Below are 14666 nucleotides of genomic sequence, written 5' to 3'. Positions count from 1 at the left end.
CCGGACCCGCTTCCCCGCCCTCGTGGGAGACGGCCTGTTCGGCCTGCCGACCAGCGCACTCATTCTCTCCACTGTGGACTACAGCGGGTGCCCGCCCGAGTTGCTCTTGCTCAGGTGAGGGGCCACTTTGGACCGGCAGCCTGTCACGCGGTGTGAGGAGCGAGATGGATGTCGACGGTGTGAGCATCGTGGCGCGCGGGATCACCGCGACCGGCCCGGAGGGCATCGTCTTCGAGAACGTCGACGCGCGCGTGTATCCGGGCGAACTCGCGGTGATCGTCGGGGAGGGCGGCACCGGCCGCACCTCGTTGCTGCTCGCGCTGTCCGGCCGGTTGAAGATCGTCGCGGGGCGCATCGAGATCGACGAGGCCCCGCGCCGCGCGAGCCTGGTCCGGCGGGCCATCGTCCCGGCCCGGCTCTCCCCCGGTTTCGAGCTGGAAGGCAGGCTGCGGGTCCGCGAGGCGATCCGCGAACGCCGGATCACCGCGCGGGTCGGCGCGCGGGCCGTGGACCGGGCGATGGCGGCGCTCGGCCTGGACGTGGACCGGGCCGCGCTGATCGACGAGCTGTACCCGGACGACCGGCTGATGCTGGCGATCGCGCTGGCCACCGCCGGTGCGCCACCGGGAATCCTGGTCGACGACGTCGTCGCCGGACTGCTGCCCTCCGGCCGCAACCGGGTGTGGTCGGCGCTGCGGGCAGTGGCCGACGCGGGCACCACCGTCCTGGCCAGCTCGACCGAACCCCCTTCCGAGGCGGACGTGCTGATCCGGCTGCCGTACAACATCGTCGACTTCGGCGACGACACCGGCGGCCTGCCCCTGTTCAGCACGGCCGCGAACGAGGAAGTCCGATGAAGGCCGTCTACCTCGCCTGGCTCGAACTGCGCCGCTTCCGCGGGCCGTGGCGCCGGTTCGTTCCCGCCGTGCTGATCCTCATCCCGCTGCTGTACGGGGCGTTGTTCCTGTGGTCGAACTGGGATCCCTACGGCCGCATGTCGGCGGTGCCGGTCGCGGTGGTCAACTCCGATCGGCCCGCCGACCACAACGGGGAGCAGGTCAACGCGGGTGAGCAGTTCGTGCAGCAGCTGCGCACGACCGACACGTTCCAGTGGCACTTCGTCGACGTGGACACCGCCCGCAGCGGGCTGGAGCAGGGCCGCTACTACTTCACGATCCGCGTCCCGGAGGACTTCAGCACCCGGCTGGCGAACTCGACGCGCAGCGCCCCGCAACGCCCAGCGGTGTTGCTGACCAGGAACGATGCGAACGGCCACTTGGCGGGGGTCATGGCCGACACGGCTCGCTACGAACTGCAGAACCAGATCAACGCCGCCGCGTACGCCGCCTACGCGCGGGGGCTGTACGGGGATCTCGGCGAGGTTCGCGGCAAGCTCGGCACCGCCTCGGAGATCTCCGAACAGCTGGTGCAGGGCACCCAGCTGGGCAAGCAGAGCACGGGTGCGCTGGCGCGGGGGCTCACCGGAGTGCGCGACGGCGCCGGCCACGTGTCGGGCGGGGTGCGCGACATCGCGAGCGCCTCCGCGCAGCTCGACCAGCAGCTGTCGTCGATCACCGAGTTCACCGGGCAACGACTGCCCGCCACGACCGAGGCGCTGCTGGACACGAGCGGCTCGGCGGTGCGCGACCTCAACACGATCACCGGCGGCACCGCGGCCGCGCAGAGCCAGGCCGAGCGTTCGGCGGGAGCGTTGGCGCAGCTCGCGAACCGGCATCCCGAGCTGAGCGGAGATCCGCTGTACCGATCGGCGTTGGACGACGCGCGGCAGCTCGCCGCCACCACGGCCACCGTCAACGGCGCTGCGCAGGACGCGCAGCGAAGCGCCGCCGAGACGCAGGACCGGGCGTTGGCGCTGCGCGACGACCTCGACCCGCTGCAGCAGGACGTCAACGACATCGGCGACCCCGCGACCCGGTTGCGGCTGGCTTCCGCGGAACTCACCGGCGGCGTCAACGGGCTCAGCCACGGCGTGAACACGCTGGTCGCGAACATCGGTGTCGCGCAGACCAGCTCGGGGCAGCTCAACGACGGCGCGCGGCGGCTCGCCGATCAAGTGCGGGACAGCCTCGGCCGGATGCCGCCCGCGGGGCCGACGGAGGTCGCGCGGGCCTCATCGGAGCTGGGCACGCCGTCGGTGGTGCGGGCCACGACGCTGAACTCGGCCGACGTGTACGGCCGCGGGGTGGCGCCGTTGTTCTTCGGGATCGCGCTGTGGGTGTTCGGGCTGTTCGCGTACCTGCTGTTCACGCCGTTGAACCAGCGCGCGCTGGGCGGGCGCACGAATCCGCTGTCGGTCGCGATCGGCGGCTGGCTGCCCGCGGCCGTGCTGGGCGTGATCGGCGGGCTGGTGCTGCTGGGCGCGATGGATCTGACGCTGGGGCTGGATCCGGTGGACCTGCCCGCGGCGGTCGGGCTGACCGCGTTGGGGGCGGCGGCGTTCACCGCGATCAACCACTTCCTGCGCGCCGCGTTCGGCGTGGTCGGCGGGCTGGTGTCGCTGGCGCTGCTGCTGGTGCAGATCACCGCCTCCGGTGGGCTGTACCCGCTGGAGACCGCGCCCGCGCCGATTCAGGCGCTGCACTCGGTGCTGCCGATGAGCTACCTGGTCGACGGGTTGCGGGTGGCGTTCACCGGCGGCGAGCAGTGGCACCTGGCCTGGGACGCGATCGTGCTGGGCGGCGTGCTGGTGGTGTTCCTGCTGCTCACATCGCTGGCGGTGCTGCGGCAGCGGATGTGGACCGTCGGCAGGCTGCACCCGCAGATCGAGTTGTGAGCCGGGCGTGTCCCGTCCCGTGCGCACCGCCGCCGCGCTGTTCGTCAGGTCTCGGAGGCAGCCGTAGTCTGAGTACATGGCTGTTGTGAAGATCAATGCGATCGAGGTTCCCGAAGGCTCCGGCCCCGAGCTGGAGAAGCGGTTCGCCGGTCGGCACGGCTCGGTCGAGGATTCCCCCGGTTTCCTCGGTTTCGAGCTGCTGCGGCCCGTCCAGGGCGACAACCGGTACTTCGTCTACACGAAGTGGGAGTCCGAGGAGGACTTCCAGAACTGGGCGCAGGGTCCGGCGAAGGCCGCGCACGCAGGTGAGCACAAGAACACGGTCGCCACCGGCTCGAACCTGCTGGAGTTCGAGGTCGTGCAGGAGAAGCACAAGGACGCGTGACGCGGCCGGATCAGGTGAGCACCGCGTCGGCCGCCCGGCGGGCGCGGCGCCCGCCGGAACGAACGATGAGGAGCACCGGACGGTGGGTTCGGAAGTCGCCGACGCCGCGAAACTGATCGCGGAAGCGGAGGCGCTGCTGGTGTGCGCGGGAGCCGGGATGGGCGTCGATTCCGGCCTTCCCGACTTCCGCGGCGACACCGGGTTCTGGCGGGCCTACCCGCCTTACGAGCGGCTCGGGCTCCGCTTCGCGGAGGTCGCCGACCCGGTGCACTTCGCGGACGATCCCGAGCTGGCCTGGGGTTTCTACGGGCACCGGCTCGGGTTGTACCGGGAGACGGTGCCGCACGAGGGCTTCGAGGTGCTGCGCCGCTGGGCGCAGCGGATGCCGCTCGGAGCGCGGGTGTTCACCTCGAACGTCGATGGGCAGTTCCAGGTCGCGGGGTTCGCCCCGGAGCACGTCGCCGAGTGCCACGGCAGCATCCACCACCTGCAATGCCTGAAGCCCTGCACCGACGAGGTGTGGCCCGCGGACGATCTCTCGGTTCCGGTGGAGGTCGAAACGATGCGCGCGCGGCCACCGCTGCCCGCTTGCCGGAACTGCGGCGGGACGGCGCGGCCGAACATCCTGATGTTCGGCGATTGGAGCTGGGTTCCCGCGCACGCGCAGCCGCGGCTGGACGAGCTCCAGGCGTGGCGCCGGTCGCTGCGGGCGGCTCGGCTGGTGGTGGTGGAGCTCGGTGCGGGGACCGCGGTACCGACGGTGCGCAGGCACGCGGAGCTGTCCTCGGCCGCTTCCGGCGCGCTGATCCGCATCAACCCGCGCGAACCGGAAGTCCGCCACGGCCGCGGCATCTCCCTCCCGGAACGTTCCCTGCCCGCGCTCCAGGCCATCGACGCGGAGCTCCAACGAGTCGCTTCGTGACCCGATCCTCGCGGCCGGAGGCCGTGCCTGGAGGCGCGAAGCGCACAGCCCACGTCGAAAAGCCGGTCACCGGCGGGTTCTCGGGCGGTTTCTCGCGAGGACAGCTCTTTGCTCGTGGCGGAGATCCCGCAGCGAGAGACCGACTGAAGTTCAACTACCCGGACACCGAAAACCGACTACCCGTCAATCCGGGATGACGATGTGGCCGCTGATCGCCCGGTGGTCCGTGCCGGGGACGTCCAGCACCGAGTACTCCTGCGTCACCAGTCCTTCGCTGGTCAGCAGGTGATCGATGGTGGCGCGCGGCATCCACCCCGCCCCCCAGGTGGGGGTGAGCCCGGCGCCGGTGACCTCGGCGGCGTCGGCGTAGCCGCTGCCCAGCAGCGCGCGCAGCGGCGAATGGTCGAGCGTCGCGTTGAAGTCCCCCGCCAGGATCCGCGGCGTCTCGCGCTCCCCCGGCGGCCGCGGCAGCGCGGTGAGCTCGCGGAGCCAGTCGCCCGCCGTGTCCGCGCCCACCGGGTAGATCGGGTGCACCGCGACGAACTCCACGTCCCGCCGCCCCGGCAGGTCGATCAGCGCGGACGGCTGGGCCAGTGACGTCGGCGGCACCAGCGGGAGTTCTCGCAGCGGGTACCGCGAGGCGATCCCGGTCCCGTCCGCTTGCGGGCCGCTGTGCAGCACCCGGTGCGGCAGCAGCTCCGCGAGACCCGCCCGGTCCAGTTCGGCGACGGCCTCCGGGGTGAGTTCCTGGAGGCTCAGCACGTCGATCCGCCCGTCGCGCACCAGGTCCACGACATGTTCCGGCTCCGCCCGCCCGAAAAACAAATTGACCGACAGCACCCGCAGCGGCGAACCTTGCACCGGAGTCGGCGAGTCCGGGATCGCCCTGGGGAGGACCAGAATCGCCAGCACCACCGTCAGCAGGCCGACGATGAGCGTGGTCAGCCACCGCCGCAGCACCAGGCCCAGCACGGTCAGCACCGACCCGACGGGCACGGCGTACTGCAGGGTCGCGGCCAACGCGATCGTGTAGCGGTTCGCCGTGTCGAAACCCAACAACGCGGGCGCGGCCCATCCTGCCGTTCCGAGCATGGCCAGCACGAGCAGCGCGGTGACGAAGCCGCTCTTGCGCCGAGGAAGCGGGGATTCGGATTCGGGCTCGGCCACGGCCGTGTCCATCCAGCACCCCCGGTGTCGTGCGGCTCACGCAGGCTGTCAGTGCGCTGTGCGCTACTTGTCAGCGATACCCCCGATGGTGGGAAGCATAGCGAATCAAGGAGTTGGCATGTCCTACGCGATCCAGGCGGAAGGCCTGGTGAAACGCTTCGGCGCGACGACCGCGCTGGGCGGTATCGACTTGGCCGCACCCACCGGCTCGATCCTCGGGGTGCTCGGGCCGAACGGCGCGGGCAAGACGACCGCGGTGCGCATCCTGGCCACGCTGCTGCGGCCCGACGAGGGGCGTGCCACGATCGCCGGTCGCGATCTGCACCGCGAGTCGGTGGCGGTGCGCAGCCGAATCGGACTCACCGGGCAGTACGCCTCGGTGGACGAGGAGCTCACCGGTGTGGAGAACCTGGTGCTCATCGGCAAGTTGCTGGAGCTGTCCCGGCGGGACGCGCGGGCGCGGGCGGCGGTGCTGCTGGAAAGGTTCGGCCTCACCGACGCAGGTGGCCGGGCGATCAAAACGTACTCCGGCGGCATGCGCAGGCGGCTGGACCTCGCGGCGAGCCTCGTCGGCAGGCCGGAGGTGCTGTACCTGGACGAGCCGACGACCGGTTTGGACCCGCGCAGCCGCAACCAGGTGTGGGACATGGTCAACGCGCTCACCGACGAGGGCGTCACGGTGCTGCTGACCACCCAGTACCTGGAGGAGGCCGACCAGCTCGCGGACAAGATCAGCGTCATCGATCACGGCCGCGTCGTCGCCGAAGGCCGGGCCGACGAGCTCAAACGCCGCACCGGCAAGCAGACCCTGCAGGTGCGCCCCAGCGGCGCGGAGGACGTGCCGGAGGTGCGGCGCATCGTCGCCGAGCTCACCGGCGCCCAGCCCGCCACGCACGACGAGGGCGGCTTGCTCACCGCGCCGGTGGACGACCCGGTGCTGCTGTCGACCCTGGTGCGCAGGCTCGACGACGCCGGGATCACCGCCGACGAACTGGCTTTGCGGCTGCCCAGCCTGGACGAGGTGTTCCTCGCGCTCACCGGGAAGTCCGCCGCGGAAGAGGGGACCGCAGCATGACCAGCACCATCGAACGCTCCGCGGAGGCCGAAGTGGCCCCGTCGCAGCACGAGCGCATCGGGCCGCTGCGCACCGTGCGGCACGGCCTGACGCTGGCCGGGCGCAGCGTGCTCAAGATCCGCAAGTCACCGGAGGCGCTGCTCGACGTCACGTTGCAGCCGATCCTGTTCCTGGTGATGTTCGTGTACCTGTTCGGCGGCGCGATCGCCCAGGACACCGGCGCCTACCTGCAGCAGACGTTGCCGGGCGTGATGGCCATGAACATGATCTTCGGCAGCCTCGGTACCGGGATGCAGCTCAACACCGACATCAACAAGGGCGTGTTCGACCGCTTCCGCAGCCTGCCGATCGCCCGGTCGGCACCGCTGATCGGCGCCGTGTTCGGCGACATCGTGCGCTACATCGTGTCCGTGGCGGTGCTGCTGCTGGTCGCGACGCTGATGGGATTCCGCGTCGAGACCGGGCCGGTGCAGGCGTTCGCCGCGTTCCTGATCGCGCTGGCCTTCGCGCTGTCGATGTGCTGGATCACGGTGTTCCTCGGGATGCTGATCCGCAGCCAGCAGGCGCTTCCCGGCGTGGCGATGTCGTTCATGTTCCCGCTGACGATGGGCAGCAACGTGTTCGTGCCGACCGAGACGATGCCAGGCTGGTTGCAGGCGTGGGTGCAGATCAACCCGGTCACGCAGCTCGCGGACACCGCACGCGGCCTGATGATCGGCGGCCCGGTCGCCGGCCCGCTGACGGCAACGGTGATCTGGATGGTGGTGCTGACCGCCGTCTTCTTCCCCCTCGCCATGTGGGCCTACCGCCGACGGGTCTGAGCTCTCCGCGTCCCGACTCGTGCCGAACTGCGCCGGACCAGTCCAGGTGAATGCCTTCTTTGCCCGAGCATCGGTCAGATGAGGCATTCACCTGCCGCCGCCAGTGCACGTCGCCTTCGGCCGGCGAGGTGAGGCGAAGGCGGCATTCGTCTCAGGCGCTGCTGGAGTTGAGGGTGCTGCGGAGTTCGGCGAACGCCGCCGAGCGGTCCTGCGCGGCTCCGGTGTCGAACGCTGCCGCGTGGTCATCCGATTTCCGCAGTGCGGCCCGCACCCGGCGGACGTCCGGGTCGCCTTCGTCGAGGACTCCGCGCAGCGCGACGGCGAGGCCGTGCAACCGGGCCGCGCCGCGCGGGTCGTCGGTTCGGAGGCGCCAGCGCGCCGCGCACTCCGCGACGACGGCGGCGGTGGGCACGTCCCGGATACCGAAGCCGCCTTCCAGCGCTTTCGCCAGCAGCACCGGAACATCGGCGGTCCGGCCCCGGTCGAGCAGCACCCGCGCGCGTTGCAGCAGCAGTACGGGCTGGATCACCGAGTTCTCGTGCTCGTCCACCGGTATGCGGTCCGCGTCGTCGAGGAAATTCTCGGCCGCGTCGAGTCGGCCCGACAGCCGCGCGTGCTCGGCCAGACCGTTCAGCGCCCAGATCGTGAACCAGGGCCGGGTGCGGTCCGCGATCGACCGGGCCTGTTCCAGGTCGGCGTGCCCGCCGTCGAGATCGCCCGCGCGCAACCGTTCGGCGCCGATGCGCAGCAGGGTCGGCACGAGGTCCGCTTCGGAACGCAGTTGCCGGAACGACTCCAGCGATTCCGTCAGCACGTCGACCGCTCCCGCGTGGTCCCCGCGCAGCGAGCGGAACCCTGCGAGGCTGCTGACGGTCTGCGCCAGGCCCCACCGGTCGCCGAGCTCGCGGAAAGCGTCGGCCGCGGTGCGCATGTGCTGCTCGGCGGTGCCCGGGTCGCCGTCGTACTCGGCGCTGAACGCCCGGCCGAACAGCGCCGAAGCCCGCACCCACGGGTCCGGATGCTCGGCGGCTCGGTCGATGACGCGCTGCACTTCGTCGAATTCGCCGGTGATGAGCCACGCCCCGGCTTCCATGACCCCCGCGTGCCGGTACCGGCTCAGCGCGTCGGTGTCGCGGGCGGCCGCTGCGGCGGCGCGGACCCGCTCGAACCAGCGATCCCCGCACCGGCGACCGCGCTGCCCAATTCAACGACCGACCTGGCCTGCGGCGATGCGGGTCCGGGCAGTGCCGCGACGGCCGCGAACCTCGCTTCGACGTCACGATCGAGCGAGGACATCGACCAGTACCAGGCCAGTGCCGCGCCGAGCCGCAGACCGCTGTCGGCATCGCCTGATTCGATCGACCAGTGCAGCGCGGCCAGCAAGTTGTCGTGGTCGGCGTCGAGCCGATCCATCCAGTCGATCTGGTGGCGCCCGTAGAGCCCCGGTTCGGCTTCCTCGGCGAACGCGAGGAAGTGCGCGAGGTGCGCGGCACGCACTCGTTCCGGCTCGGTCTCGGAGCGCTGCCTGCAGTAGGCGCGCACCGTCTCCAGCATCCGGTAGCGCGTGCCCTGCTCGGATTCGACGACCGCCACCAGTGATTTCTCCACCAGCGACGAGAGCACGTAGAACACGTCCTCGGCGGGCAGCTGCGCGTCACCGCAGACCGCGGTGATCGATTCGGCGCGAACCGCGCCGGTGAACACCGCCATCCGCCCGGCGAGCAGCCGTTCCGGTCCGGTCAGCAGGTCCCAGCTCCACTCCACGACGGCCCGCAGCGTGCGGTGCCGCGGCATCGACGTGCGATTTCCGCCGGTGAGCAGCCGGAATCGGTCGTCGAGGCGGTCGGCGATCTGCGGCAGGCTCATCGATCGCAGCCTGGCGGCGGCGAGTTCGATGGCGAGCGGGATGCCGTCCAGCCTGCGGCACACCTCGACCACGTGGGCCGCGGTGCGTTCGGTGAGTGCGAAACCGGGGCTGGCGGAGCGCGCCCGGTCGGTGAACAACCGGACGGCGGCGGATTCGGCGGGGTCGGTGTCCTCGCCGGGCAGCGCCAGCGGGCCGACCGGAAGCAGTTGCTCACCGGTGAGCGCGAGCGGTTCCCTGCTGGTCGCCAGCACTCGCAGTTCGGGGCACCTACCGAGCAGCTCGTGCACGAATCCGGCGGCGGCGTCGATCAGGTGCTCGCAGTTGTCCAGGACGAGCACGGCCGGTTCGCCGCCCAGCACGTCGGCGAGGCGCGCGGTGCCGTGGGTGTGCGGTGCCTCCAGCACCCGGGTTTCGCGGATGCCGAGCGCGGCGAGCGCGGCCGCGGCGAGGTCGCTGCCGTCGCGCACCGGGGCGAGCTCGACGAACCACACCCGGCGGTCGGTGATGGCGGCGGCGCTCTCGGTGGCGAGGCGGGTCTTGCCCGCGCCGCCGGGACCGAACAGGGTCACCAGGCGGGAGCGGGCGAGGACGTCGGCGACCTGCGCGATTTCACTTTCGCGGCCGACGAAACTGCTCAGCCGCGCGGGCAGCCCGGTGTGCTGCGACGCGGAGCGGGACGGGTTCGTCACGGGGGCGGGTCTCGGGTCGCCGCGCAGCAGCGTCGTGTGCAGTGCGCTCAGCTCGGGGGCCGGGTCGACGCCCAGTTGCTCGGCGAGTCCGGCGCGGTGCTCTTCGTACGCGGCGAGCGCATCGGCCCGGCGGCCTGCGGCGTGCAGGGCGCGCAGTCGCAGCGCGGTGAGTCGTTCGCGCAGCGGGTGGCGGGCGCAGAGGCCGTCCAGTTCGGCGATCAGCTCCTCGTGCCCGCCGAGTCGCAGGTCCGCGTCGATGCGATCTTCCAGTGCGGCCAGCCGGGTCTCGTCGAGTCGCGCGATGTGCGGCGGTGCGAACGGCGAGTCGGTGAAGTCGACCAGCGCGGCACCTCGCCACAGCGCGAGTGCTTCGCGCAGCGTCGTGGCGGCCGCCGCGAGGTCGTCGGCGCGCGACCGCTCCCGGCCCGCGGCCACCAGGCGATCGAAGCGGTGCACGTCGACCTCGTCGCGGCCGAGCACCAGCGAGTACCCGGCGCTCCCGGACTGCGCGATTTCGGTGACCCGCCTGGCTCGGGAGACGAGGGATTGCAGCGCGTTGAGCGCACCGCCGGGCTGGTGCGCTCCCCACAGGTCGTCGATCAGGGTTTCGGCGGGCACGGCGTGCCCCGCGTCCAGCGCGAGCCGGGCGAGCAGGGTGCGGACGCGCGGGCCGCCGACCTCGACCGTGCGGCCGTCGGCCGCACAAAGCCGGAACGGCCCCAACATCGCCACTCGCACCTGCCCAGCTTCGCAGAGTTTCGCTGTGCGCCTGAGGCTTGCGCGGCCGGAAGCGTCCTCACCCTGTGGACAACTTCCACCTCTGTCTTGCCACTCGCGTCCCCAGCCTTCGCCGCAGTCTCGATCGGCCTGGTCAGGACACAAAATTGGCCGTTCAACAGGCATCCGGTCAGGTGTGGACAGCCCCCTCCGTCGCAGCGCAACAAGGCCCTGTGGCCCGGGAACAGAGCTATCCCCAGAGTTGTCCACAGCCCCCATCCACAGGATGTCGACTTATCCACAAGACCCGGGCGGGCGACGAGGATCACACGGCGAACATCTAGGGTGTCCTGGAATCATGGAATAACGGACATTCCGCTCGGTTGTGCTCGATGTCAGGCATCGAGCGCACAGCGGTTCCGCGACCTGGCCGTTCGGCGTGGCCGCCCGATGTGCAGCCGTGTGTCGGCGCCTCCTCCGAGGCGCCCAGCTTTGCCGAGCCCCTTTGACGATCGATCGTTCGGAGCCTCGATGCCCTCGACCGCACTGGCCGCTGCCGCCGCCGAGCCGACCGGATTCACCGGTTGGGTCGTCAGCGTGATGGAGACCCTCGGCGGCCCCGGCGCCGGATTGATCATCGCCCTGGAGAACGTGTTCCCACCCATCCCCAGCGAGCTGATCCTGCCGCTGGCCGGGTTCACCGCCAGCCAGGGCGACATGAACATCGTCTCGGCGGTGCTGTGGACGACGATCGGATCGATCGTCGGCGCGCTGGTGCTCTACTGGCTGGGGGCGTCCCTCGGCCGGGAGCGGATGCACCGGATCGCGGGGAAGCTGCCGCTGGTCAAGGTCGCCGACGTGGACCGCACCGAGGCCTGGTTCGCCAAGCACGGGGTGAAAGCCGTGTTCCTCGGCCGGATGATCCCGCTGTTCCGCAGCTTCATCTCACTGCCCGCGGGCGTGGAGAAGATGCCACTACCGACGTTCGTCCTGTTCACCGGCTTGGGCAGCCTGATCTGGAACACGCTTTTTGTGGTGGCCGGATACCTGCTCGGCGAGAACTGGTACCTCGTCGAGCAGTACGCGGGCATCGTGTCCAAGGTCGTGGTGGGCGCCGTCGTGGTGGCGATCGGCTACTTCGTCATCACCCGCGTCCAGCGCAACCGCCGCGAGCAGGACCTGGCCGACGACATCACCGAAGAATTCCCCCGAGTCGACGACTACGAAGCCCCGACCCGGCAACTCCCCCGCGTTCGCTGACCCGAGATCAGCTCCGACCGTCCGCAAGCTCGGCGAGAACCGGCGCCAAGCCGAATCGTCGATGCCGAGCTGCCCACCGTGGGGATCCTTCGAAGCCCGCATGGACACGCCACACCCGCCGCACCTCAACGCACGCATTGCTGGCCCCGGAGCCTCGGTGGCTCTTAACCAGCCGATGTCGTAGCCCGAACGCGACGCGGCCCCCGCACCGAAGTGCGGGGGCCGCGGTCGGATCAGAGATCCGGGATCACTCGTCGGAGCTGTTGTCCTGCGAGGACTCCTCGGAGGAACCGCCCGAGGACGCCAGGTCCACCGGCGGCGAATCCGGCACCGTCGACGGACGCGGCTCACCGCGGAAGGTGAACGTCGCCTCGTCGTCCTTGCCTTCGCCGTCCCAGTTCTCGACGTCCACGATCACGATCTGGCCGGCCTCGATCTCGCCGAACAGGATCTTCTCGGACAGCCGGTCCTCGATGTCGCGCTGGATGGTGCGGCGCAGCGGCCGAGCACCCAGCACCGGGTCGAAGCCGCGCTTGGCCAGCAGCTTCTTCGCCTTCGTCGTGATCTCCAGGGACATGTCCTTGCCCCGCAGCGCCTTCTCCACACGACCACCGAGCAGGTCGACCATCTGGATGATCTCGTTCTCGGTCAGCTGGTGGAAGACGATGACATCGTCGATCCGGTTCAGGAACTCCGGACGGAAGTGCTTCTTCATCTCCTCATTGACCTTGGACTTCATCCGCTCGTAGTTCGACTCTGCCGAATTACCCGCGGAGAAGCCGAGGCCCACTGCCTTGGAGATGTCCCCCGTCCCGAGGTTCGAGGTGAAGATCAGCACCGTGTTCTTGAAGTCCACCGTGCGACCCTGACCGTCGGTCAGGCGGCCGTCCTCCAACACCTGCAGCAGCGTGTTGTAGATCTCCTGGTGGGCCTTCTCGATCTCGTCGAACAGGACCACGGAGAACGGCTTGCGGCGGACCTTCTCGGTGAGCTGACCGCCCTCTTCGTAGCCGACGTAGCCCGGAGGGGCACCGAACAGCCGCGAAGCGGTGTAGCGGTCGTGGAACTCACCCATGTCGATCTGCACGAGCGCGTCGTCGTCGCCGAACAGGAACTCCGCCAGCGCCTTCGACAGCTCCGTCTTACCCACACCGGACGGGCCGGCGAAGATGAACGAGCCCGACGGGCGCTTCGGGTCCTTCAGGCCGGCGCGCGTACGGCGGATCGCCTGCGACACGGCCTTGACCGCGTCGTCCTGGCCGATGATCCGCTTGTGCAGCTCGTCCTCCATGCGGAGCAGACGGGTCGTCTCCTCCTCGGTGAGCTTGAAGACGGGGATGCCGGTCCAGTTGGCCAGCACCTCGGCGATCTGCTCGTCGTCGACCTCCGCGACGACGTCCAGGTCACCGGCCTTCCACTGGGTCTCGCGCTCCTCCTTCTGCCCGAGGAGCGTCTTCTCCTCGTCGCGCAGGCGCGCGGCGCGCTCGAAGTCCTGGCCGTCGATGGCCGACTCCTTGTCCCGGCGCACGTCGGCGATCTTCTCGTCGAACTCGCGCAGGTCCGGCGGAGCGGTCATCCGGCGGATGCGCATCCGGGCACCGGCCTCGTCGATCAGGTCGATCGCCTTGTCCGGCAGGTACCGGTCGTTGATGTACCGGTCCGCCAGCGTCGAGGCCGCGACCAGCGCACCGTCGGTGATGGACACCCGGTGGTGCGCCTCGTACCGGTCGCGCAGGCCCTTGAGGATCTCGATGGTGTGTTCCAGCGAGGGCTCGCCGACCTGGATCGGCTGGAAGCGGCGCTCCAGCGCCGGGTCCTTCTCGACGTACTTGCGGTACTCCTCGAGCGTGGTGGCACCGATGGTCTGCAGCTCACCACGGGCCAGCATCGGCTTGAGGATGCTCGCGGCGTCTATGGCGCCTTCTGCCGCTCCCGCTCCGACGAGGGTGTGAATCTCGTCGATGAACAGGATGATGTCGCCGCGGGTCTTGATCTCCTTGAGCACCTTCTTCAGGCGCTCCTCGAAGTCACCGCGGTACCGGGAACCGGCGACCAGCGAGCCCAGGTCCAGCGTGTAGAGCTGCTTGTCCTTCAGCGTCTCGGGCACCTCGCCCTTGACGACCTGCTGCGCCAGGCCCTCGACGACGGCCGTCTTGCCGACGCCCGCCTCGCCGATGAGCACCGGGTTGTTCTTGGTGCGCCGCGAGAGCACCTGCATGATGCGCTCGATCTCCTTGTCCCGGCCGATGACCGGGTCCAGCTTCGACTCGCGCGCGCTCTGCGTCAGGTTCCGGCCGAACTGGTCCAGCACCAGCGACGAAGACGGAGTGCCCTCACCACGACCGCCGGCCTCGGCGGGCTCCTTGCCCTGGTAGCCGGAGAGCAGCTGCAGCACCTGCTGGCGCACCCGGTTCAGGTCCGCGCCGAGCTTGACGAGCACCTGCGCGGCGACGCCCTCGCCCTCGCGGATCAGCCCGAGCAGGATGTGCTCGGTGCCGATGTAGTTGTGGCCGAGCTGCAACGCCTCCCGCAGCGACAGCTCCAGCACCTTCTTGGCCCGTGGGGTGAACGGGATGTGACCGCTCGGGGCCTGCTGGCCTTGGCCGATGATCTCCTCGACCTGCTGCCGCACGCCTTCCAGCGCGATCCCCAGCGACTCCAGCGCCTTAGCGGCGACACCCTCACCCTCGTGGATCAAGCCCAAGAGGATGTGCTCGGTGCCGATGTAGTTGTGGTTGAGCATCCGGGCCTCTTCTTGGGCCAGGACGACCACCCGCCTCGCGCGGTCGGTGAACCTCTCGAACATTCGCACTCCCTGACTGCTGCGCCGGCGGTGTTGTACCGGGACACGGCTCCTGCTCGCCGATGCCCGCGATGGGTTCAGCACTCTGGGGTCCACTGTAGTAGCCGCACCCCGGCGGAGTCCGGACCCGCTGGCAGGCCGCTGCACCCGTTCGCCGTCTTGCCTA

11 protein-coding genes are annotated in these 14666 nt (G+C 70.2%); 7 read left to right on the top strand and 4 right to left on the bottom strand.

The window, feature by feature from the left end; genetic code table 11:
- The first annotated feature begins 164 nt into the window (after positions 1-164).
- From H2Q94_RS01640 to H2Q94_RS01625, 4 genes are all read left to right on the top strand, one after another.
- Positions 165-857: an ATP-binding cassette domain-containing protein gene (locus tag H2Q94_RS01640; protein WP_243791246.1), complete on the top strand. Its 693-nt coding sequence runs from the start codon at positions 165-167 to the stop codon at positions 855-857.
- On the top strand, positions 854-2794 hold the full coding sequence (locus H2Q94_RS01635) for a YhgE/Pip domain-containing protein (RefSeq protein WP_243791243.1): 1941 nt from the start codon (positions 854-856) through the stop codon (positions 2792-2794). The genes H2Q94_RS01640 and H2Q94_RS01635 overlap by 4 nt, the downstream gene beginning before the upstream one ends.
- 76 nt (positions 2795-2870) lie before the next feature.
- On the top strand, positions 2871-3179 hold the full coding sequence (locus H2Q94_RS01630) for an antibiotic biosynthesis monooxygenase family protein (RefSeq protein ID WP_243791241.1): 309 nt from the start codon (positions 2871-2873) through the stop codon (positions 3177-3179).
- A gap of 82 nt (positions 3180-3261) precedes the next feature.
- Entirely contained in the window at positions 3262-4101 is an 840-nt protein-coding gene (locus tag H2Q94_RS01625) for an SIR2 family NAD-dependent protein deacylase (protein WP_243791239.1), read from the top strand.
- Between the two features lie 183 nt (positions 4102-4284).
- Here the strand turns inward: H2Q94_RS01625 and H2Q94_RS01620 are convergent, their stop codons facing one another.
- On the bottom strand, positions 4285-5280 hold the full coding sequence (locus H2Q94_RS01620; RefSeq protein WP_243791237.1) for an endonuclease/exonuclease/phosphatase family protein: 996 nt from the start codon (positions 5278-5280) through the stop codon (positions 4285-4287).
- 106 nt (positions 5281-5386) lie between these two features.
- Between H2Q94_RS01620 and H2Q94_RS01615 the strand changes: the two genes are divergently transcribed.
- On the top strand, positions 5387-6343 hold the full coding sequence (locus H2Q94_RS01615) for an ATP-binding cassette domain-containing protein (RefSeq protein ID WP_243791235.1): 957 nt from the start codon (positions 5387-5389) through the stop codon (positions 6341-6343).
- The gene (locus H2Q94_RS01610) at positions 6340-7164 is read left to right on the top strand and encodes an ABC transporter permease (RefSeq protein ID WP_243791233.1); all 825 of its coding nucleotides are present in this window, start codon (positions 6340-6342) and stop codon (positions 7162-7164) included. The genes H2Q94_RS01615 and H2Q94_RS01610 overlap by 4 nt, the downstream gene beginning before the upstream one ends.
- Positions 7165-7315: 151 nt before the next feature.
- Here H2Q94_RS01610 and H2Q94_RS01605 read toward each other — a convergent pair whose 3' ends face one another.
- Both H2Q94_RS01605 and H2Q94_RS01600 read right to left on the bottom strand, forming a co-directional pair.
- Positions 7316-8257, bottom strand: coding sequence for an ATP-binding protein (locus H2Q94_RS01605; RefSeq protein ID WP_243791230.1), 942 nt, complete (start codon positions 8255-8257; stop codon positions 7316-7318).
- Between the two features lie 23 nt (positions 8258-8280).
- The gene (locus H2Q94_RS01600; protein ID WP_243791228.1) at positions 8281-10458 is read right to left on the bottom strand and encodes an AfsR/SARP family transcriptional regulator; all 2178 of its coding nucleotides are present in this window, start codon (positions 10456-10458) and stop codon (positions 8281-8283) included.
- Between the two features lie 510 nt (positions 10459-10968).
- On the opposite strand from H2Q94_RS01600, the gene H2Q94_RS01595 reads away from it, so the two are divergent.
- Positions 10969-11697, top strand: coding sequence for a DedA family protein (locus H2Q94_RS01595; RefSeq protein ID WP_243791226.1), 729 nt, complete (start codon positions 10969-10971; stop codon positions 11695-11697).
- A 247-nt stretch (positions 11698-11944) separates the two neighbouring features.
- Here H2Q94_RS01595 and H2Q94_RS01590 read toward each other — a convergent pair whose 3' ends face one another.
- Entirely contained in the window at positions 11945-14503 is a 2559-nt protein-coding gene (locus H2Q94_RS01590) for an ATP-dependent Clp protease ATP-binding subunit (RefSeq protein WP_243791223.1), read from the bottom strand.
- Positions 14504-14666: the final 163 nt, after the last annotated feature.

It is taken from the genome of Saccharopolyspora gloriosae, assembly GCF_022828475.1.
In the GTDB taxonomy this organism is placed as follows: Bacteria; Actinomycetota; Actinomycetes; order Mycobacteriales; family Pseudonocardiaceae; genus Saccharopolyspora_C; species Saccharopolyspora_C gloriosae_A.
The sequence above is the reverse complement of the archived record's forward strand: the minus strand, read 5'-3'. Positions and strand labels throughout refer to the sequence as shown.

Bases quoted from the DNA above. Each gene is read 5' to 3' on its own strand.
- H2Q94_RS01640 (WP_243791246.1), top strand. From the start codon at position 165: ATGGATGTCGACGGTGTGAGCATCGTGGCGCGCGGGATCACCGCGACC.
- H2Q94_RS01635 (WP_243791243.1), top strand. From the start codon at position 854: ATGAAGGCCGTCTACCTCGCCTGGCTCGAACTGCGCCGCTTCCGCGGG.
- H2Q94_RS01630 (WP_243791241.1), top strand. From the start codon at position 2,871: ATGGCTGTTGTGAAGATCAATGCGATCGAGGTTCCCGAAGGCTCCGGC.
- H2Q94_RS01620 (WP_243791237.1), bottom strand. From the start codon at position 5,280: ATGGACACGGCCGTGGCCGAGCCCGAATCCGAATCCCCGCTTCCTCGG.
- H2Q94_RS01615 (WP_243791235.1), top strand. From the start codon at position 5,387: ATGTCCTACGCGATCCAGGCGGAAGGCCTGGTGAAACGCTTCGGCGCG.
- H2Q94_RS01610 (WP_243791233.1), top strand. From the start codon at position 6,340: ATGACCAGCACCATCGAACGCTCCGCGGAGGCCGAAGTGGCCCCGTCG.
- H2Q94_RS01605 (WP_243791230.1), bottom strand. From the start codon at position 8,257: ATGGAAGCCGGGGCGTGGCTCATCACCGGCGAATTCGACGAAGTGCAG.
- H2Q94_RS01595 (WP_243791226.1), top strand. From the start codon at position 10,969: ATGCCCTCGACCGCACTGGCCGCTGCCGCCGCCGAGCCGACCGGATTC.
- H2Q94_RS01590 (WP_243791223.1), bottom strand. From the start codon at position 14,503: ATGTTCGAGAGGTTCACCGACCGCGCGAGGCGGGTGGTCGTCCTGGCC.